The following is a 19156-nucleotide window of genomic DNA, read 5'->3' as shown; positions in this document are numbered from 1 at the left end:
GAAAAAATTAATTTAATCTGACTATTTATGGAATTATCATTAAAATCGAAAACAACTATGACACTATATGTCCAACTTCTCTTATACGGATCAATTGTTCCTAATTACCTATATATTTGAATTCAGTACATTATGTATTTATTAAAATCCAGATTTTGGGTTCTTGCTTTTTTGTACCAATTTATTATACAATATGACAGATTTCAGCTAATGAATATTGGAAAATGTCTTTATAACGTAAACAACTGTCACTTCTGGGTACTGTTTCTAAATTCGGATTTTAATAATAGTTGCTATGTTTGAATGAATGAACTCACAAATTCTGGGGTTTTTTAGGGAAAATTGGCGAATACGGAGGGATGTAATTGAATAAACAATGCATGTTATTTTTTGCTGCAATTCTTCTAGCGTTTCTCATAATTTCACCTGGAATGGCAGCAGCAAGCAAATGCACATACACAAATGTGACTGCCTGCGATGCTAGACAGATGATCGAAGAAGAAGATATATTTATTCTGGATGTTTGTACACCATCTGGATATGACGATGGACAAATTGAAGGGGCAGTACTGATACCACTGAGAAATTTAAAATCAGACCCTGATGCGTTATCCCCTGATGAGCTGTTACCGGCAAGAATGAAAGAGTTACCGTGTAATAGAAATACAAAAATACTTGTTTATTGCAAGGTAGGAAAAAGAGGCGCTGAGGCGAGCAGTCTGCTGGTAGACGCTGGTTACAAAGAGGTATCTAACCTGGAAGGCGGGCTCACCAAATGGGTACAGGAAGGATATCCAATTGTAGCAACCTATGACTCATGGAAGAATGTGTGGTATCTCTTATTGTCGCCACAATAAAAGTGTTAGTTGTGATTAAAATATCTGGAATAACCTTCAAGACATTAGATCAGAAAAATGTGAAAGAACCGATTGGTAATTGAGAGGTCGTATCCTGTGAATTATATTTGATGATTTAATGACAGAGAATAATTGAATCCATTAACTTTTTTATATTTGTTGCAAATCTATGCTGGCCCTTTATCCGGTATAATCCTGCAAATCTGGTTTTCAAAGCAATTTCTGGTTTTTTATTTCTGATTTTTCACTTTTACATGCCCCTTCTCGGAGCTACAACGTGAGCATACTTCGTTGCTCGCAGCGGGGTGAGCCAGCAAGGGTGGGCCAGCGCAACTTTCATTTTCAATTTTTCGAAAAACCTCATTTTTTATATCTCCTCGCTATTCATACAACATTTTCACTTTATATGAAAAAGTATAAATCCAGTAACTCATAATATTACATGTTAACACAGAAATTGATTATTATGTTACTGAATTAAATTAGTAATATGGGGAAAAAGTATTTGTGAGGGGTAAATTCATGAAGCAGGAAATTCAGGGAACAGGAACAAAAAAGACTTCGTTAACGAAAAACCCCGTTTTTCATGTATCCGGGATAAAGGGAAATTTATCATCTGCAGCTTCCCCTTTCCCATATCTTGTCCCGGCATTTGTTCCTGTTTCGTTTCCTGCTTCTGAATACCTGTTTTTTTCTCCCGGGCTTCTCCAGCTTGACCTGAACATTTACCGGGAACCAATGATAAAATCCCTTATTAAAGAACAGAGTGAGGACCTTTACCGGCTGATCAAAAAGGTGCACTTTGACGGGAAATATTACAGGGTAAAAAGTGTGCGTTCCGGAGGATGGGAACACTGCCTGGAGCTTGCAGTCCGGGTACAGTTTTTAGGAAAGCTGCAGGGATTGACTTTTGAGCCGAAGAAGACCGTTTCCAGAAAAGATAAGAAAATAACCTACAGATCCCTCATCCTGGTAAATCCTCATGAACTGTGGGATGAAGAACTGGTTGAAAGGTTGTGGAACCTTCAGGAGAGGATCGAGTTTCTTATAGCAAAAGTCCTCTTTCACGAATGCATCCACGTCCTTATTCTCCTGGGAAAAACTCTGCCTTCAGGATTCGGGCAGACGGATATTTTCCTTGAATTTCGGGAGATGCTTGAGTTTGCCAACTCTGGAAAACTCTACCCCGAAAGCTCCGGAGTCAAGTACCGGCTCCGGAATCTGGCTACTTTCTCTCCGGAATTTCCCGAAAGCTCCGGAGAAAAACCTGACAGGGTTTCTGAACTATATGAGTTTTTAATTCACGAAAAGTACAGCATCAAAAAAACCGATCAAGCTTTCGGCCTCTCCTGGAGCAACCGAAAAATTTCCCGCAACTATGCGCGGATGGCAGCTGTGAAGATAGGGTCCTGTCCCAATTCCGATAAAAAAGATTGGGAAAAGGAAGTCTTAAGGCTTCACAGGGCTTTGAAAGAGCTGTACGACAGAATCGATGAGCAACATCGATCTGATCGGAATCTGGGTTGAGAGATCTCCTCAAAAAGTCTGGAATTCCGACAAACAGTTTCCAGCTAGCCGTTTTATTTTTCTCCCTTTCCTCCCTTTTCCGCGCGAATTCGGATGAAATCCATTAAATCCGACTTCAAATATCTCTCGATCTCTTCCCAGCTATTGTCTTCTGTTTCGGTAAAAAGAAATGCAAAAACCGGATACTGCCTGTAGTCAAGCTTCCTGAGCTCTAGGGGCTTTTCAAAACAGGAACGAAGACCCTCGTAATCGAATGTTTCGATCTTTTCCGTTTTAATTTCATCCGGCTTTTTAGCAATCAAAAGACAGTAGGTTCTGCCATTCCTCTCTTTATCTCTTAAAACCTCTTCCCAGTCGGGTTCCAGTCCCTCGCAAAAATACCTGTGGACATTGATCCCGTATGCATAATATGCAATGTCGGTTGTGCACCACCCAGCAAACCTGATCGGGTTTACTTCTATGGGTATCAACCTGTCCATTTTATCTACCCTCAGCTCGATATGCAGCGGGAAATCCCTCAATCCCTTTCCTTGTACATCAGGTAGTTCAAAATTTCGCAGCTCCGAGTCTCTTCTTTCATAATCCCTTACATCAGAATCCTGTATTTCAAAATCCTTTATATCAAAATCCCACAGTTTTGCAACTTCATTTATCTTGCAAAGCAATTCAGTTACGGCTTCCAGGTAGTTCTCAATAGTCTTTTTTGAAGTCGTGTAGACCTTATCTTCAACATCATCTTCCGAAGGAAACAAATGTTCCAGAATATTCAGGATAACCGGCTTTCCTTCGCTGTTATAATAAGCATCTACCGCAAGTTCCGGCCCATCAATGTGGTCTTCGAGGACAAATTTTCCGGAGTTAAAGACCTGAGGCGGGAAAAGGTCTTCTATGTCTTCCATTTCCTGCTTTAAGGCTGGCAGGACCTTTTCCCATTCTTCTGGGGTATCGACCCTGTATACCCCTGCACTGAAGAAGCCGATTGCAGGTTTGATTATGAACGGTTTTTTGACGGCTCCAATGTCCAGCTCGTCCAGGCTGGCAAAATCCACTCCTTGATAGGAAAAATCAGGATAGATATGTCCCATCAGTTCCCTGAATCTGAGCTTATCTTTAAAAATCCCGATCTTTTCAGGGATGCCTGTAAACCCGAGGTTGTTTGCTATCCAGGCAAGGGAATTTTCGGAATTGCTGTAAATTTTGCGGGAATTCTCGGTTTTGAAAAGTTCGATAAATTCGGCGTCTTTCAGGAGGTTTATTTCCTTGCTTAAGCCCAGGCGTTCAGAGGTTGAGTTTTTCAGGACAGGCAGGTTCATTTCTACAATGGTATCCCTCAGAATTTGAGAAACGTATGGCTCATCAAGTATGATCAACTACTTTACTCCCCTGGATTATGAATTTGGATTTTTGAATATACATTTTTATCGAGGAACTAACCCTTAATTTCCTCATTTCTCCAGCAGAACCTTCAGATTCTCCCCTTCTTCTCTCATATGCACCCTGATAGCTTCAACTCTCTTCCCGGCAAGCTTCGAAAGCACCCTGCCAAACCGGAAAGAAAGTGTGGCAGTAAAAACACTCCCACCATCGGCAGGCTTTATGGAAAACGAGCCCTTCGAACAGATTATGGACTCCGGGAACAATACCTTATACTCGATAAGTTCATTCGGTACGCAATTTGTAATTTCAAAGCTCAACTTTTCCAGTTTGCCCCCAAGGTATTCCTCGGCATAAAGCACGGAACCTTTTTCAAAATTTCTTCCTTTGACCCACCTGGCAAGTACGTGGTCTTTGTGCCAGGCTTTGCAGTTTTCCTCAAAATGGGCAAACCATGAAAAAACAACTTCCGGCGGTCGATTTATTACGACGGAATCTTTCAGCGTTATCATGTTTTGCTTTCCCATTCTCCCTTTGTTTATTGGCAGTTGAAATACTTGTTTTTTATCTCGCAAATCATCCGGTACTTTTTGATTCCAGATTGCATAGTGTTTTATGCCGTTTTCAACTTTGATTTTTCACTTTCTTTTTGCTGGTAAATACTAATGGGCAATAAATAGTCCTCTTGAGCGAGCAAATACCTCCTGTGTGTGCCCCTTTTGTACGGGAAATACGTTTGATGTTTCGATTTGACTGCTAAATCAGGCTTTTTATTTTTCCTGCGGTGTTCAGTCACCTTTCAGGATAAATACAGCCAGTAGCCCGAATACTGCCATATCTGTTTTTTTCAAATCCGGGACATAGCTTTTTCTTGAATATAGGACTTTACTTTTACTTTCCCTGGAAGATCAAGAATATAGCCTCCTTCATCCTGACTATGTTAGCCAAAATAGTAAACATTTAGATCTTTAACATTATAAGTCCATGTCCGTTAGATTCAGTCTTTATCTTAATAGTCATTCTTTAGAAAAAAATAGAAATGAAAGTCAAAATCACAATTCTTATCTGTACAAATCCTGTTTAATTGAAAGGTAGTGTTTTGAGGGCGCAGGGAACTCAGGAGTCTGATCCGTAAGCTCATTCCCATTTATTTTCCTGGGGAAGCAGTTCAGAGGTTCTTTTTACGCTGTCGGTCTTTAGCTATTTGGACCTGTTTCTTTTGTTTTGCACTACTACTTTTGACGTTAAAACGGGGAATAATAGGGCTTATTTTAAAACGTATGGTTTCTTGAGTCCATCCAGTTCAAAATATTGATAGGTGAAAACATGAAAACGCGAATAAATTTAATTGTTTCCTTCTTCGTTCTGTTAGCGGTTTCTTCTCCGGTTTCAGCTGCAGTTCCGGATTTACAGATTGGGAATATTCATACCCGGCTGGACAAGCTGGGAATTTCGTATACCTCTGCTCCGTTTACTGTTTCACAAGCTTGTCTGCCTTTTACAGAAAGCAGTAGAATAGGACCTGTTTCCGGGAATGTGGTAGAATATAAAATTAAGGTAAACGTCGGGCCCGGAGAATATGACAATATAACTCTTACAAACTATGTGCGGGAGAAAAGGCCCTGGACTACAAAAGCAGATAAGAATCTGGTGATTCTGCCCGGGCATGCTTTGACCGAGGAATTCTATTCCGACATGGCGATATACTATGCTCAGCAGGGGTACAGCACATATATCCTGGATAGGAGAGAAACAAACGTTCAGGCAGATGAAACTGATTTCAGTTTTATGCAGGATTGGACTTTCGAGGAATACCTTCAGGACACGTACAAAGGTATCAATACCTCAAGAAGCCATACAGCTCTCTTAAGCGGTAAATCTGCAGAAAACATAGAGGTTACGGCAATCGGCCACAGTCACGGGGCAATGCTTCTTACGGCTTATGAGGCAAGTGAGTATGACGATCTCCCTGCAGGCTCTGTTGACAGAGCAGTGCCGGTTGATATCATTATCGAATACAATCCCGAAAATTCCGAATTAATACAGAATCAGATGCAGGAATTTGCTTCGATTACCGAAAGTATCGAAAATGGGGTCTACGCTGATGATAGTATGGCAGGAATGATGTATGTAGCCTGTATGGCTTCTACAGAGCCTGAAGGATACAATTTTTCCGAACTTATTACAAACAGGCAGTTTTTCAGGCTCATGGCAAGCCAGACATATAGTTTCTCCGCATATCCCTATACTCCGGATTATCACTACTGGAGCGGGAATCTTAGCGGCCTCTATTATGTTGACGAAAACCGGCTGCTTAATTTGACTCTGACCGGGGGTGCCGTACCTTATGCGCCAAAGTATCTGGACCAGTATATGGCCGGCCTGATGGGCAATGTTGAGGGTTATGAAATTAATTCTTCCCGAATAGATTCTCCGGTACTTTATGTCGGACTTGGGGGAGGTTTTGGCGATTACGGTGCATGGTGGTATGAAAACGAGGTCGGAAATACAAACAATCGGGTTACTACTATAAGCTGGAACGACCAGGGACATAGCAGCTTGTTGATCGACAACAATTCCTCTGAGCTATGGACACTCATAGATGATTGGATTGATGACAATAAAAGCCTGAACAATTAAAGACTCCTAACAAAAGGAATTTGAACAAGGAAAAATTCCAAATAAAAGAATCTATAAAAAAGGAAAAATTCCAAATAAAAGAATCTAAAAAAGGAAAAATTCTGAATAGAAGAATCTAAAAAACTCCGAATTAAATCTTCTACGATTTGCCCCATATTGCATTGACATCTCCTGCCCCTCTGAAAAATAAATTAATGGGAGAGCTTCTGGTTTCCGGCTCTTCAGGCTTTAATATCCTCTGCTCTTCCCATAGCTCTTTTTTTAATTTGCAGCACTGAAAAAGGAGTCTTCAATGCCGGGGAAGATTCCCCGGACATATGGCCTGCAGATCTGTGCTCTGTCTGCAGGTCTTTTGTTTTTTCTCCAGGGTTCCCGGTTACTCATACCTGAGGGCGTCCACAGGTTTCAGTTTTGAAGCCCTGTATGCAGGGACTGCTCCCGATATTACCCCGATCAGGACCGCAAGAGTCAGCCCGAAGGTCATCAGGCCAGGGGAAAGAGAGATGCTAGTCCCGCTTCCTCCTCTCATCAGAGTCACGCCAAGGTAAGGGAAGAGAGCCGAAACCAGCCCTCCCAGCATAACTCCAAAGATCCCTCCGACAAAGCCTACCATTGCGGAGTTATATACAAAAATCATAAGAATATCCCTGTTTTTCGCTCCAATGGCTTTCATCGTGCCTATTTCCTTTGTCTTTTCAAGGACAGAAGTAAACATGGTGTTCGCAATGCCCACTGCCCCTACCAGCAGGGACACGGCTGCAATTGCCCCGAGGAAAAGGGTGATGGAATCCGTCATCTCTGTTACGGATTCGGCCATAGACTTTGAGGCGGTTACGGAAAAGTCTCTGTCGTCTTCCCTCACAATATGGCGGGAAATCATAAGTTTGTCTTCAATCTTCGTGACCACACTGTCTACCAGCTCTTCACTCTGGGCTTTTACCGTGATAGAATCAAAGACGTCTTCTTCCGCGTCCTCGATCACGTATACTGCGGCATCGATTGGCATGTAGATCTGCCTGTCTTCACTTCCCCCTTCCTCAGCCAGGATTCCTACTATGCGCACGGATTTGCCGTTGATCGTTACCACCTGGTTTATCCCTACGTCCTGGTCATAAATCCCACTGGCAACTCCACTCCCGATAACTGCGACATACTTATCCGAGGGTTTGAGCATTCTTCCTGATTCGGTTTCGAGGGTGGTCATGTACTGCCAGACCTGCGGGTCCACACCTGTGATGGAAAGAGTTGCCGTTTCTCCTGTATACGTTACTTCCTCCCTGCCGGAAATCTCGCCTGTGATGTACGCTATGCCTTCTATGCCCTGCAGTGCCGAAACGTCATCATCGGTCAGTTCGGTATCGGTCGTAGAACCTCCCCCCCACCCTCTTCCGGGTCCCGGCATGTTCGACTGGGCTCTTGAGTATCCGGGTGAAATAGTGATTTTTGTCAGGTCCATGTCAGCAAGCCTGCTCTGCACGTTTGCCTCCATAGCATCTCCGAGGGAGATGATACCCACCACTGCCCCAACCCCTATGACAATCCCTATGATTGTCAGCCAGCTCCGAAGTTTGCTGTGCAGGAGCATATTCAGAGCCATTTTCATGTAGGTCGAATTTCTCATGAAACGTCCTTCGGTTTTTATTTTTCAGTATTTTTACTCTCAAAGGATGTGCTTCCCTTCTTCCGGCTTTTCTTCCGGTTTTTTATCTCCCGATCCTTTTTCAATTTTTTCCAGCCTTTTCCTGCGGTACAGTATTACTCCTGCTCCTGCAGCTATTATTACCACTATATAGGTCAGATACGAACTCAAGCTGCTGCCGGAATCTCTTGCTCCGGGCCTGCCCCCGGGTGCTGTGGTTCCCGCAGCTGCAGTCATCTCAATTGGAACATCTTTGTCGACAGTTATTCTTTCTCCCCTTGCATCCGTATATTCGATCCTGACTTTCAGCGACGGCTCAACCCCGAAAGAGGGAGATTCATTTCCCGGGGCAGCAGTGGCTCTTCCCTCTGAGTTTTCAGCATCCTGGTTTGCAGTCCGGGCGCTCATTACATTAAAAGTAGCAATAGTGTAGTCCCCTTTTTCAAGGTTTCCGACAATAGTTGAGGAACTTCCCGAGACTCTGTACTCATCCTGGTCCGGGATCGATACTTTCACCGAATATGCAATATTATTGCCCACGTTCGCAACCGAAAGGGAGATCTCTCCCGCATCACTTTCGGAAAAAGAGACATCGAAGTCGGTTTCTCCTCCTACAAAGATTCCTGCCGTTGTCCTGATGTTCTTTGCATTTGACTCGTAGTCTTCAAAAGTAAGGTTTATGTCCAGAGTGTAAAGCCCGGGATTTGCGTTTACATCTGCCATTACCGAGTAATAAAGGGTTATGGAATTTCCGGGTTCGAGGTACTTAATGTACTTGGTGTTGTCAGAGTATACCGGTAGGATCACTCCTTCAGGGTCTTTCCAGGAGATGACCATGTTCTTGAGGGGGGAGTTTCCGGTGTTTGTTACAATGAACTCAAGGGGTTCTTCCTTTGCCACGTCGATATTTGCCTTGCTTATGGTCACTATCTGGGCATATTCTTTCCCCCTTACCTCCAGATAAACGGTTTTTGTGGTTGTGATGATACTCGAGGATGACCCATCTACCGATTTTGCAGTTGTGGTTATGTCTATTTCGTATGTGCCCTCAGAAGCGTTGGAATCGGTCATGAGCTTGAACTTAAGGACGCCTGCACTGTCTTCGTCCTGTCTTGCATTCAGGTAAGCTATCTCTTTTTTTAGCGCTTCTCCCGACACTTTGCTGAATGGGTACTCGGGGGCAATTTCGACAGTTATGTCTTCAAGGTCTTTATTCCCCACGTTTTTTATGCTTACCGTGAGTTCCACGGGCTCGCCTGGCCTTGCAGCATCAGGGTTCTGGTTGGTAAGGCTTACCTGTACTGAGGAGGAGTCTATCAACCCGCTGGCGAGAGCCGTCCCGGCGTTTAGCGGTATGATTGATAAAAGCAGAACCAGGAGCATTAATATGAAATTTTTTTTCATTTCATTTCCCCTTCATGTTTTTTCTATTGACATGTTCGATTTTTTCTATCTTTCCGTCTCTGATGTACACGACTCTTGTTGCGTGTTTTACAAGATCCAGGTCGTGGGTGACAATGATAATCGTCTTGCCTTCTTTTTCATGTAATTTTGCCAGAAACCCCAGAATGTAGTCCCCTGTCTTGCTGTCCAGGTTTCCGGTCGGTTCATCGGCAAGGATTATAGGTGGGTTTACGGCAAGAGAGCGGGCAATTGCAACTCTCTGCCTCTGTCCGCCTGAAAGCTGGGAGGGAAGGTTTCGTTTCTTATCCGAAAGCCCTACAACCTCAAGCAGGTATTCTCCCCTTTCTCTTGCCCGTGCGGGGTCTTCTTCCTGAAATTCCAGGGGCAAAAGGATGTTTTCCAGCGTGTTAAGCGTCGGGATCAGGTTAAAGCTCTGGAAAATGAACCCTATCATCTGTCCCCTGATGCGGGCAAGTTCGGATTCGTCAAGTCTGGAAATGTCCCTTGAGTCAAGAAAAACAGTCCCTTTTGAGGGCAAGTCCAGGCAGCCCAGCAGGTTCATGAGTGTACTTTTTCCGCTTCCGCTCGGGCCAAGAACCACCACAAATTCCCCCCTGTAGATCTCCAGGTCGATCCCGCTGAGGGCTGCAAAATCAATCTCCCCCATCCTGTAGATTTTCCAGACGTCTGTCAGCTTGATAAGGGGCTTTTTTCCTGACCCGGCAGTAATGTCGTGAGCATCAGAATAGTCTTCAGTTTCAAAAGAGGCTTCCTGAACAGTGGAACTTAATGGCATTGTCGCTGTCTCTGCGAGATCGGCTTGCATTTTGATTCCCTCAAAAACTCCCGTGGGCAGGGATCTTTTTAAGTTATTTCTTATCCAAACCCTTCATCTCTAAACTTTTCTCTTTTTTACATCGGGTCCAATGTTTCATTTCAAAATATTTGATTTTTAAATGTTTAACTTCACAATTATTTACTTCATATTCGCACTATTGTTTCAAAAGTTCTTTGAAATCTGTACTTATTAAGGATTACTATTAAACAATCTATTAACAAATCTTATCCGTTCTCTGCAAATATTGTATTCCAGAGTAACTTCGTATCTTTAAACTATTTTTCTGGATAAACGAGTGATTTTTAGGATAAACTATTGGTTTTCAGGACAACTTGTTGAGTTTATTTGCAGAAAATAAATTCTTCTGCTAATTTTTGATTGCCATATTAGTGTTACACTGCCTTCCGGACCGGAACCTTGATTCTCTGTTCATTCTTTTTCTCAAGAACGTCCCGAATGTATTTGGTTTTCAACTTTCCGGGTGCAGTTCTATGTCCCATCTTTTCCCTTATAATTTTCAATGTCTTTTGCATTCAAAACATTTTCATAGACTTTCGATATATTCTGGACACCTGTTATATATATGTGCTGTTTTTTGTCCTTCTCACGTTTTCCTCACTCTTGCAAAATCTCATTTTTGAAAAACCCGGATCAATAGGAAAGATCAACAGGAAGAAGATGGCTCTGGCTGCTGAAGCGGGCTTAATACGGACAAAAGTGTGCGATTCTGAATCCGAACATCCTGAAAAGAAATAGCCGGATTCAGGGAACTTCAGGGTTTAATATTAAGTGTAACAAAAAGAGAATTTTAATGCCTGAGCGATAACATATGCAATTGATTTAACAGTAACCCTTCGCCTTTTAGTTTGGGTTGCAAATTGAAATAGGATCAGGGAATTTTGGTAAGTATGGCATGATACCTGTATTCATAGTACACTGATTTCGCATACTCCATCTGGAAGCCGTTTTTTCGTGCAATACTTTCAATCTGGTTAGGGTTGTATGAATTCCCGATTATGTCAGCAGGTCTGTTTTCCAGGAAGGCTGAGACCCTTTTTACGCAGCAGGTACATACTCTGAGCAATATATCCCGGGGTATGAAGTCTTGTGAGAACCATCCTATTTTCCACAAAGAATATAGCTTAGGGTCAATTATGTCAAAAAAAGATATTTTTCCGCCTTCGCTCAGATACGCGGAAGCATTTCGGATGAAACTGTCAACCTGTTCCGGGGTCAGATACTGAACCACCCCGGCTGCAGTTATCTGGTCAAATTTTGTGTCTAGCTTCTCCCATACCGTTCTGTCGTCTGCAAGAAGCAGATCCACATTTTCATATTTACGCTTCAGGACCTTTTTTTTGGCTTCAAGGAGCATGGACCTGGAGAAATCAACCCCTACGACTTTTTCATAGTATGGGGCGTAATATATGAGTAGCTCCCCTGCCCCACACCCGAAGTCAAGAAGAGTCTTCCCGCCATTAAGGTGGAATAGCTTCTCTTTTGCTTCTTTAGCAAGGAACTCTTCTGTTGAAAATCTGTGTCCGCCTTTCTTTTTATCTGAAAAATAATCTTCCCAGGAGAATTTTGATCTTTTAAACACTGTTTCCACGCTAACCATCCTGTTCTTTGTTATCGTTCACATTTCCGGGCCATTTCTTGGAGAGAAAACAGAAGGTGAGACCAAAGTTCGAAATAATTACAAACGATTCATTTTTCTGAGGTTTATTAAGGAATAATATATTTTATATTCATAATTTAATTAACTATTATAAGGCTTTTGAAATACTTTTTCTGATTAAAAATCCTGTTTACTCTGCGGGACTATGTCTTTCTCAATCCTGCAGTCTTGTCCTCAGTTCCAGATCCTGTCATCTTATCATTTGCAAGGAAATGATGGAAATGCTCTATTTAGGAAATGCTCTATTTACAAAAAAGTGCAATTAACTTGGCAGAAACTATAATAGAGTCCTGCAGTAATATATTTATTAGAGTAACATAGCCCTGAAAATTCTGAAACTCAGATGCATACGAACCTAAGAGAACAAACGAGGGGAGATCGTTATAGAGGACATGTTCAAATTTGCCGACGAACTTGGGCCGTTTAAGATAATTCATGTTTACGAACCGTCGGTTGGACTGAAAGCAGTACTTGTGGTGGACAACGTTGCAAGGGGGCCTGCCATTGGTGGAGTAAGGATAGCCCCTGATGTGAGCACCGAAGAATGTTTCAGGCTGGCAAGGGCCATGACGCTCAAGAATGCGGCTGCAGATTTGTCTTATGGAGGGGGAAAAGTTGTCATATACGGGGACCCGAAAATGCCTCTGGAAAAGAAAAGCCAGATTCTTAGGGCTCTTGCCAGTGCCCTCCGGTATACTGAGGAGTACATCTTCGCCCCGGATATGGGGACGGATGAGGTGTGCATGGCCTGCATAAAAGATGAGATCGGAAGGGTGGTAGGCCTGCCCTGCGAGGTAGGAGGTATTCCTCTTGATGAAGTAGGGGCTACGGGCTGGGGGCTTTTCCATGCGACTGAAGTTGCGTTGCAATACTGTGACTTCGAATTGAAGGGAGCTCGTGTAGCTGTTCAGGGTTTCGGAGCCGTCGGAAAACATGCTGCCCGTTTCCTCACCCGAAAAGGAGCTGTCCTTGTTGGAGCTGCCGATTCCCAGGGTACGATCCACGACTTGGAAGGGCTTGACGTGGATACCCTGATCAGGCTTAAGAGAGAGGGGAAAAGTGTGCTTGACTACCCCGGAGGGGAAAAGCTTGGCTGTGATGAAATTCTTTCTGTGCCCTGTGACATCTGGATTCCGGCAGCCCGTCCTGATGTGATCAACGAGGGCAATGTCCATCTTCTGAAGGCAAAACTGGTGGTGGAGGGAGCAAACATCCCTGTCACCGAGGGAGCGGAAAAAATCCTCTATGAAAAGGGGATTCTTTACGTGCCGGACTTTATCGCAAACGCAGGGGGAGTGATCTGTGCGGCTTCGGAGTACCAGGGAGCTACCAGATGCACGGCTTTCGGTTCAATTGAAGAAAAGGTCAGAGGAAATACGGAACAGGTCCTGGAAGCTGCAAAAACAAAAGGAATCTTGCCAAGGGAAGCTGCTGTTGAACTTGCAGTAAAAAGAATTAAAAGGGCTATGAGGTACAGGCGCTGGTCAATCTTTTCATCCGCACCGGGATTTGTGTAACCTCTGCACGCTTTCCCGATCCGATCCTTTATTTTTCAAATTTCTGGCAGTTTCAGTTTTTTTGCGCTCAAATTTTATTTCAGCTTTTTTTGATCAAATTCATTTCAGCTCTCTTGATCTGATCTTATTTCAGCTTACCATTTCCCCTGCAAAGCACTGCTGCTGCCCTTACTGCACTCTCAGGAGTAAAAAAGACCGGCATTCCGAAATCTGTAAATGCTGAAGCCATTTTCCGGCTGTAACTTCCATCAGGGGAGCTGATCAGGATAGGTTTTCCGCAGCTGTCGGCAAAATTTCGGATTTTTTCCGCAACCCCCTCGGTAAGAAGGGGCGGACCCCAGAGCAGGCTGACGATTGCAAGGTCATATTCTCCTGATAGAACTTCCTCCAGGCCAGCGACATAATGTTCATCTCGCACACTGCCTGTCAGGTCTATCGGATTCCTTACGGAAGCGAAAGGAGGAAGCTTTTCCTTCAGCCTTTTTGCCGCAGTTTCGGAAAGTTCAGGGACTTTGAGCCCTGCCTCCTCACAGGAGTCGGCAATGGAGATGCCTATCCCTCCCCCATCGGTTATTATCAGGACTCTTTTTCCTGCTACGGGGGGATACCTGTTAAGGACCTTGCAGGCAGCTTTTAACTCTTCGTAACTTGCAACTTCGATTATACCCGTTTTCCGGAAGGCGGCTTCATAGGCTTCGTACCTCCCGCTAATTGCTCCGGTGTGCGAACTTGCTGCCCTTGCTCCCGGTTCCCGTTTTCCGACCTTGAGTGCCACCACAGGTTTCTTTTTTACGCAGTTTGAAGCAGCTTCAAGGAACCTTCGCCCGTCTCCTACGGACTCAATGTAAAGGGCAACTGCCTTTGTGGCTTCGTCCTGCGCAAGAAAGTCAAGACAATCGCTTTCATCCAAATCAACCTTGTTTCCATAGCTTACGACCCTTGCAACGCCTGCCCCTTCATTTGCCAGTTCGTCCATTATCACAGCGGCAAAAGACCCGCTCTGCGTAAGCACGGAAATTCCGCCTCTTGCAGGCCTTTCTATCTTTTCCCCTTCTATGAAAAAGGTGTCCACTTTTGAGATTGTATCATATATCCCGAGGCAGTTGGGACCCATAGCCCTGATGCCTTTCTCTTTCAAAAGAGCCCTGAGCTCTTCTTCCATTTTCTTTCCGCCGGCCCCCATCTCCCGAAAGCCGGAGCTTACAATTACAGCTCCTTTTATGTTTTCAACGGACCCTTTGAGAATTTCAAGAACAGCTTTAGCCGGGACTGCAAAAATAGCAATATCGATCCTGTCCTCAATCTCCCCGGGCGCCGAATAACATTTCAGCCCCTCAATCTCTTTGTATCCGGGGTTTACAGGATAGAGTTTTCCTTTAAAGCCTATTTTTCGGAGGCTTTCCAGAACCGTGTGGGAAAGTTTCTCCGGGTTAGGGGATGCTCCTATCAGGGCTATGTTCTCAGGCTTGAAGAAAAAATTCAGGTTTTTTTCAGTGCCAGTTTTTTCTTTATCCGTTCCCTCTTTACTCATTCAAAACCTCACAGGGCTTTCTTTAAGAGAAGAGGAACCTGAGAAACTTCGCTGGTCTCTGCAGTATGAAGTCTTCTCCGCTTTTTCCCTCTATTCTTATATTATAAACAACATCTTTAAAGTACTACTGTTAAAAAACTCCTGAACTATGGAAGTATAATTTTCCTGAATGTCCGTTTGGAAGGATAAGACGGAATAATTGTTATGTAGAGAGGCGATACCTATGAAAAGTACCATTCCTGAAAAAAATGCAATCATTCAGCGCGACGGAGAAACATATGTAATCGCTCCCAGGACCCCTGGAGGAATAGTCGACCCTGCAACCCTGAGGAAAATTGCGGACGTTGCGGAGAAATACGGGGCTGCAACCCTGAAAATGACTTCCGAACAGAAGATGGCAATTGTAGGTTTAAAAGAAGAAGATATTGATGCCGCCTGGTCAGATCTCGGTATGGATGCCGGAATTGTTACCGGACCTTTTGTAAAGGGCGTCAAGTTCTGCCCTGGCACAACGTTCTGCAGGAAAGGCCAGCAGGATGCTGTGAGCCTTGGGATGAAACTGGAGGCTCGGTATAGAGGGATGAAACTCCCTTACATGATGAAAATGGCTGTATCCGGCTGCCCCAGTTCCTGTTCCGAACCTGTGATTAAGGATGTAGGGGTTATGGGTACGGCAAAAGGCTACATTCTCATGGTGGGAGGCGCTGCCGGACTTAAACCAAGGCTTGCCGACGTCGTAGCAAAAGGGCTCTCCGAAGAAGAAATCCTGGCAGCCGTTGACAGGATAGTAGAGTTCTTTAAAGACTATGGGGAAAACAGGAAAAGACTCGGAACGATTATAGACGAGATTGGCCTGGAAGAGTTCAAAAAGGAAGTAGGTCTCTGGGAAAAGTGAAAAACGTGTTTTTACTCTCTTTTTCCCTTATTTTTTCTATCTTTTTTGCCCTTAATGTTCACAGTACTTACAAATTAATTTCTCACACTCTTCATTCTGGAATTTCCATTTTAGCCCCCAGCGTTTGATTGCATGTATTATCTTTATGAAATCTGTCCCGCTTTCGGTGAGGTAGTATTCCGATTTTGGGGGGTTTGTAGAGTCATCGAATTTTTTTGTGATCAGGCCTTCATTTTCAAGCTCTGTAAGCCTTTCCGAAAGGATCTTCGGAGTTATATACTCCAGCTTTCTTTTCAGCTCATTGAAGCGTTTTTCTTTCTTTTCTCCTTTGTGAAGCTCAAGGAGGATATGAATGGTCCATCTTTTCCCGATGACGTTCATCGTCTTGTAGACGGTGCAGTCTTTCATAGTATAAACATAGAAACTGTCTGATATATAAATTAGTATCTCTAATATACTGGTATCAAAAGGATACTATTATAAAATCAATTTTTATAAAAAACGCTTTTAAATGATAGATCTCTGTACAGTGTACGGCCGGGCAGAGTATCATAAAATTCGGGCTGTATTAAAGCCTGCTTAAAAAACGTATCAAAAGGTGTTGCCTTATTCGTTATGCAACTGCCTGATATTTTGAACAGGTTCAAAATACCAGCATTCAAGTTTGAGGAGAAAGGATCAATCATGAAAGACAATTTACCCGAAAAAGGCGCAATCGTTCAGAGAGACCGTGAAACATACGCAATAGCTCCCCACCTCCCTGGAGGAGTCGTTGACCCGGACACTCTCATAAAAATAGCGGAAGTTGCGAAGAAGTACGGGGCAGCTGCCCTGAAAGCAACCTCTGCCCAGAGAATTGCAATCGTGGGTCTGAAAGAGGAAGATCTTGATAATGTCTGGGCTGACCTTAACATAAAGCCCGGAGCAGCAATAGGGCTCTGCGTAAGAAGTATCAAGATCTGCCCGGGGACGACTTTCTGTAAGCAGGCTAAGCAGGACTCACTGGGTCTTGGCCTCAAACTTGATGAAAAATATCACGGGATGCCCATGCCCTCAAAACTTAAAATCGGGGTTAGCGGCTGCCCGAATTCATGCGCTGAGCCTGCTATCAAGGATATAGGGATAATGGGTACGGCAAAAGGCTATAATCTCATGGTCGGAGGTTCTGCTGCTGCAACGCCCAGGCTTGCAGATGTCGTGGCAAAAGGGCTTTCCGAAGATGAGGTTCTTGATGCTGTTGAGAGAATCCTTACCTACTACAAAAACTCCGGCACAAAAAAGAGGCTCGGAAAATTCATTGATGGTATGAGCCTTGAAGAGTTCAAAACCCAGGTCGGACTGTAACTTGGTTGGGCTGAAACTCTCAGGCTTTTGCCTGAGTTCCGGTAACCATTGTTCAGCTATCCGCCATTATGCAGTTAGACTTTTTCAGGTTAACTGCTAACGGCGGGTTAATCAGAATAGTTCCCCATCGGTGCCTTTCAGGAATTTTGCCTCTGAACCTCCCGGTTTGCTTCCGGAGAAAATGGGAAAAACACCTGACAGTTCTACTGATGTGGCTGATCCGGCAGAAAGAAACGTATCTAACAAATTTGCAGCGATCAGGCATTTATGGAACGGATGCCAGAATGAATTATATCGGATACTAAAATCTCGGATAATAGACTCCGGGGAAAAATCTCGGAAAAATAACGGATGAAAACGGGCATCCGGTTGAAAATGTTAAATGTGACATACAAAACGCGGTTGAAAAAAGCAGAAAAATGGTCAGAAAGGGGAGAACCATATGAAAGTTGTTGAGATGAAATCCTCACCGGAAAAGCCGAACCCTCATAATGTGAGCGTACGGATGCTCTATGACACGGAACATGCTCAGGCAGTGCACATCGAACTCAAACCGGGGGAAGTCTTAAAAAAACACATAACGCCTGTGGATGTGTTTTTCTATGTCCTGGAAGGCATCGGCATAGTTGAGATAGGGGACGAACAGGAAGAAGTCAGCAGGGACATGCTGATCGAAAGCCCTGCAAAGGTCCCTCACCGCCTGCTGAATCCTGGAGAGGGGATATTCAGGGTGCTTGTTGTAAAAGTTCCGAGGCAGACTGAACAAACCCGTCTGCTGTAAAGCGGTTTATGACTGAAGAGTATGTGAGCAGGACTGTTAATCTTGACTGACGAAACAAAACCCACAAAAATCGCAGTTGTCCGATGCGATATCGTCTCTGAAACCTGTCCTGGAGTGGGCTGCTTCAAAGCCTTCAATGAGAGGAAGTCCCACTTTGAGGCATACGGTAAAGATGCGCAGATAATTGCTTTCTTCACATGCGGCGGCTGCTCTGGCAGGAGGGTTTACAGGCTGCTAAAAGCTCTGAAACAGTATGAGCTTGATGCAGTACACCTCAGTTCCTGCATGCTCATGGAGGACAGCTATCCGAAATGCCCTCATCTGGATACCATCCGAAAGACGATTCGGGACGCTGGAATAAAGGTAGTCGAAGGCACACACCACTGAAAAACTCAATGCAGATTCAAACCCAATGCTGAGTACGAAAGACAAGCAATTACAGAAAAACGGACAATTCCGAAAAAGAAACTAGTTCGGAAAAAGAGACTAGTTCGGAAAAAAGACCAGTTCGGAAAAAAGGTAACTTATTACTAAAATCTGAAGGAGGTTTCAGATTACAACTTCACTGGCTAAAATTCGATTTGTAGAACATTTGGTTTGCAAATATAGCAGGTGATAAAAATGGATCACGATACAACCCGGGACAAAGATACGGAAGAAAACGAAATCTATGAAGGTGCGCATCCTGAGCTTCAGGATCTTCCCCTTCCTGCAACCGATAACATGCTGTACTCGATTTTGAACTCTTTAAATCAGAATATAGCAGACTTTCATGCGTACCTGAAATTCAAGAACTATATCTCTGATGAGACTTTAAAGACGGAGCTCCTGAAAAGAAGCATGGGTATTCACAGGGACTTTTCTGCTCTTTTTTTGCACACTAAAGAAGAACTGGTATTTATCCATCCGGAACTTCTTGAGAAGGCGGAAAGAATCCTGTTCAAAGGGGAAGCAGGTACGGATTTTATAAAGTATACCTGTAAAATGGGCAAGTTAATAGATGATTATAAAACAACGCTCTACAGGGAAGGGTACTTGCCGGATTTCAAATGGAACTTTATGTCCTCCGATATCTGATCTCTTCCTGGTCATGCACTCTGGCAAATTGGCCATTTCAACGTCAGTCTACCA

General features: G+C 43.8%; 17 protein-coding genes. 9 read left to right on the top strand and 8 right to left on the bottom strand.

Going from position 1 to position 19156, the window contains the following annotated elements; all coding sequences use genetic code 11:
- The first annotated feature begins 365 nt into the window (after positions 1-365).
- Together MA_RS16610 and MA_RS16605 are read left to right on the top strand one after the other, a co-directional pair.
- A complete protein-coding gene (locus MA_RS16610) occupies positions 366-857 on the top strand; it encodes a rhodanese-like domain-containing protein (RefSeq protein ID WP_011023115.1) in 492 nt (163 codons plus the stop codon).
- A gap of 522 nt (positions 858-1379) precedes the next feature.
- Positions 1380-2384, top strand: coding sequence for a hypothetical protein (locus MA_RS16605; RefSeq protein WP_048065629.1), 1005 nt, complete (start codon positions 1380-1382; stop codon positions 2382-2384).
- A 53-nt stretch (positions 2385-2437) separates the two neighbouring features.
- Here MA_RS16605 and MA_RS28885 read toward each other — a convergent pair whose 3' ends face one another.
- Both MA_RS28885 and MA_RS16595 read right to left on the bottom strand, forming a co-directional pair.
- Complete coding sequence (locus MA_RS28885) at positions 2438-3754, bottom strand: ATP-grasp domain-containing protein (protein WP_011023113.1); 1317 nt, start codon at positions 3752-3754, stop codon at positions 2438-2440.
- Between the two features lie 75 nt (positions 3755-3829).
- Entirely contained in the window at positions 3830-4270 is a 441-nt protein-coding gene (locus MA_RS16595) for an SRPBCC family protein (RefSeq protein WP_226990635.1), read from the bottom strand.
- A gap of 814 nt (positions 4271-5084) precedes the next feature.
- Between MA_RS16595 and MA_RS16590 the strand changes: the two genes are divergently transcribed.
- Positions 5085-6398 carry a hypothetical protein gene (locus MA_RS16590; protein ID WP_226990634.1) on the top strand — a complete coding sequence of 438 codons (1314 nt, stop codon included), beginning with the start codon at positions 5085-5087 and terminating at the stop codon, positions 6396-6398.
- Between the two features lie 376 nt (positions 6399-6774).
- Here the strand turns inward: MA_RS16590 and MA_RS16585 are convergent, their stop codons facing one another.
- From MA_RS16585 to MA_RS16570, 4 genes are all read right to left on the bottom strand, one after another.
- Complete coding sequence (locus tag MA_RS16585) at positions 6775-8019, bottom strand: ABC transporter permease (RefSeq protein ID WP_011023110.1); 1245 nt, start codon at positions 8017-8019, stop codon at positions 6775-6777.
- Positions 8020-8058: 39 nt separating this feature from the next.
- Positions 8059-9441, bottom strand: a complete 1383-nt coding sequence (locus tag MA_RS16580; protein ID WP_011023109.1) for a COG1361 S-layer family protein — start codon at positions 9439-9441, stop codon at positions 8059-8061.
- A gap of 1 nt (position 9442) precedes the next feature.
- On the bottom strand, positions 9443-10267 hold the full coding sequence (locus MA_RS16575) for an ABC transporter ATP-binding protein (RefSeq protein ID WP_011023108.1): 825 nt from the start codon (positions 10265-10267) through the stop codon (positions 9443-9445).
- A 901-nt stretch (positions 10268-11168) separates the two neighbouring features.
- Positions 11169-11897 (bottom strand): class I SAM-dependent methyltransferase, encoded by a 729-nt coding sequence (locus MA_RS16570; RefSeq protein ID WP_011023107.1) that lies wholly within the window; start codon positions 11895-11897, stop codon positions 11169-11171.
- Positions 11898-12349: 452 nt separating this feature from the next.
- Between MA_RS16570 and MA_RS16565 the strand changes: the two genes are divergently transcribed.
- Positions 12350-13474 (top strand): Glu/Leu/Phe/Val family dehydrogenase, encoded by a 1125-nt coding sequence (locus MA_RS16565; protein WP_011023106.1) that lies wholly within the window; start codon positions 12350-12352, stop codon positions 13472-13474.
- Between the two features lie 124 nt (positions 13475-13598).
- On the opposite strand, the gene MA_RS16560 is transcribed toward MA_RS16565, so the two are convergent.
- Entirely contained in the window at positions 13599-15005 is a 1407-nt protein-coding gene (locus tag MA_RS16560; protein WP_011023105.1) for an acetate--CoA ligase family protein, read from the bottom strand.
- Positions 15006-15228: 223 nt separating this feature from the next.
- Between MA_RS16560 and MA_RS16555 the strand changes: the two genes are divergently transcribed.
- On the top strand, positions 15229-15900 hold the full coding sequence (locus tag MA_RS16555; protein WP_048065627.1) for an NAD(P)/FAD-dependent oxidoreductase: 672 nt from the start codon (positions 15229-15231) through the stop codon (positions 15898-15900).
- 51 nt (positions 15901-15951) lie between these two features.
- Here MA_RS16555 and MA_RS16550 read toward each other — a convergent pair whose 3' ends face one another.
- Positions 15952-16308 (bottom strand): winged helix-turn-helix transcriptional regulator, encoded by a 357-nt coding sequence (locus MA_RS16550; RefSeq protein WP_048065626.1) that lies wholly within the window; start codon positions 16306-16308, stop codon positions 15952-15954.
- 276 nt (positions 16309-16584) lie between these two features.
- Between MA_RS16550 and MA_RS16545 the strand changes: the two genes are divergently transcribed.
- The 4 genes from MA_RS16545 to MA_RS16525 all read left to right on the top strand — a co-directional run bounded on the left by MA_RS16545 (position 16585) and on the right by MA_RS16525 (position 19102).
- Positions 16585-17244, top strand: a complete 660-nt coding sequence (locus tag MA_RS16545) for an NAD(P)/FAD-dependent oxidoreductase (protein ID WP_048066452.1) — start codon at positions 16585-16587, stop codon at positions 17242-17244.
- Between the two features lie 442 nt (positions 17245-17686).
- Entirely contained in the window at positions 17687-18025 is a 339-nt protein-coding gene (locus MA_RS16535) for a cupin domain-containing protein (RefSeq protein ID WP_011023100.1), read from the top strand.
- A gap of 42 nt (positions 18026-18067) precedes the next feature.
- Positions 18068-18412, top strand: a complete 345-nt coding sequence (locus tag MA_RS16530; protein ID WP_048065624.1) for a CGGC domain-containing protein — start codon at positions 18068-18070, stop codon at positions 18410-18412.
- Between the two features lie 234 nt (positions 18413-18646).
- Positions 18647-19102 carry a hypothetical protein gene (locus tag MA_RS16525; RefSeq protein ID WP_048065623.1) on the top strand — a complete coding sequence of 152 codons (456 nt, stop codon included), beginning with the start codon at positions 18647-18649 and terminating at the stop codon, positions 19100-19102.
- Positions 19103-19156: the final 54 nt, after the last annotated feature.

It is taken from the genome of Methanosarcina acetivorans C2A (genome assembly GCF_000007345.1).
GTDB lineage: Archaea > Halobacteriota > Methanosarcinia > Methanosarcinales > Methanosarcinaceae > Methanosarcina > Methanosarcina acetivorans.
The sequence above is the reverse complement of the archived record's forward strand: the minus strand, read 5'-3'. Positions and strand labels throughout refer to the sequence as shown.

What these genes read in the sequence shown, in the direction of transcription:
- MA_RS16605 (WP_048065629.1), top strand. Translation starts at nt 1,380, where the DNA reads ATGAAGCAGGAAATTCAGGGAACAGGAACAAAAAAGACTTCGTTAACG.
- MA_RS16595 (WP_226990635.1), bottom strand. Translation starts at nt 4,270, where the DNA reads ATGATAACGCTGAAAGATTCCGTCGTAATAAATCGACCGCCGGAAGTT.
- MA_RS16590 (WP_226990634.1), top strand. Translation starts at nt 5,085, where the DNA reads ATGAAAACGCGAATAAATTTAATTGTTTCCTTCTTCGTTCTGTTAGCG.
- MA_RS16585 (WP_011023110.1), bottom strand. Translation starts at nt 8,019, where the DNA reads ATGAGAAATTCGACCTACATGAAAATGGCTCTGAATATGCTCCTGCAC.
- MA_RS16580 (WP_011023109.1), bottom strand. Translation starts at nt 9,441, where the DNA reads ATGAAAAAAAATTTCATATTAATGCTCCTGGTTCTGCTTTTATCAATC.
- MA_RS16575 (WP_011023108.1), bottom strand. Translation starts at nt 10,267, where the DNA reads ATGCAAGCCGATCTCGCAGAGACAGCGACAATGCCATTAAGTTCCACT.
- MA_RS16570 (WP_011023107.1), bottom strand. Translation starts at nt 11,897, where the DNA reads ATGGTTAGCGTGGAAACAGTGTTTAAAAGATCAAAATTCTCCTGGGAA.
- MA_RS16565 (WP_011023106.1), top strand. Translation starts at nt 12,350, where the DNA reads ATGTTCAAATTTGCCGACGAACTTGGGCCGTTTAAGATAATTCATGTT.
- MA_RS16560 (WP_011023105.1), bottom strand. Translation starts at nt 15,005, where the DNA reads ATGAGTAAAGAGGGAACGGATAAAGAAAAAACTGGCACTGAAAAAAAC.
- MA_RS16555 (WP_048065627.1), top strand. Translation starts at nt 15,229, where the DNA reads ATGAAAAGTACCATTCCTGAAAAAAATGCAATCATTCAGCGCGACGGA.
- MA_RS16550 (WP_048065626.1), bottom strand. Translation starts at nt 16,308, where the DNA reads ATGAAAGACTGCACCGTCTACAAGACGATGAACGTCATCGGGAAAAGA.
- MA_RS16545 (WP_048066452.1), top strand. Translation starts at nt 16,585, where the DNA reads ATGAAAGACAATTTACCCGAAAAAGGCGCAATCGTTCAGAGAGACCGT.
- MA_RS16535 (WP_011023100.1), top strand. Translation starts at nt 17,687, where the DNA reads ATGAAAGTTGTTGAGATGAAATCCTCACCGGAAAAGCCGAACCCTCAT.
- MA_RS16525 (WP_048065623.1), top strand. Translation starts at nt 18,647, where the DNA reads ATGGATCACGATACAACCCGGGACAAAGATACGGAAGAAAACGAAATC.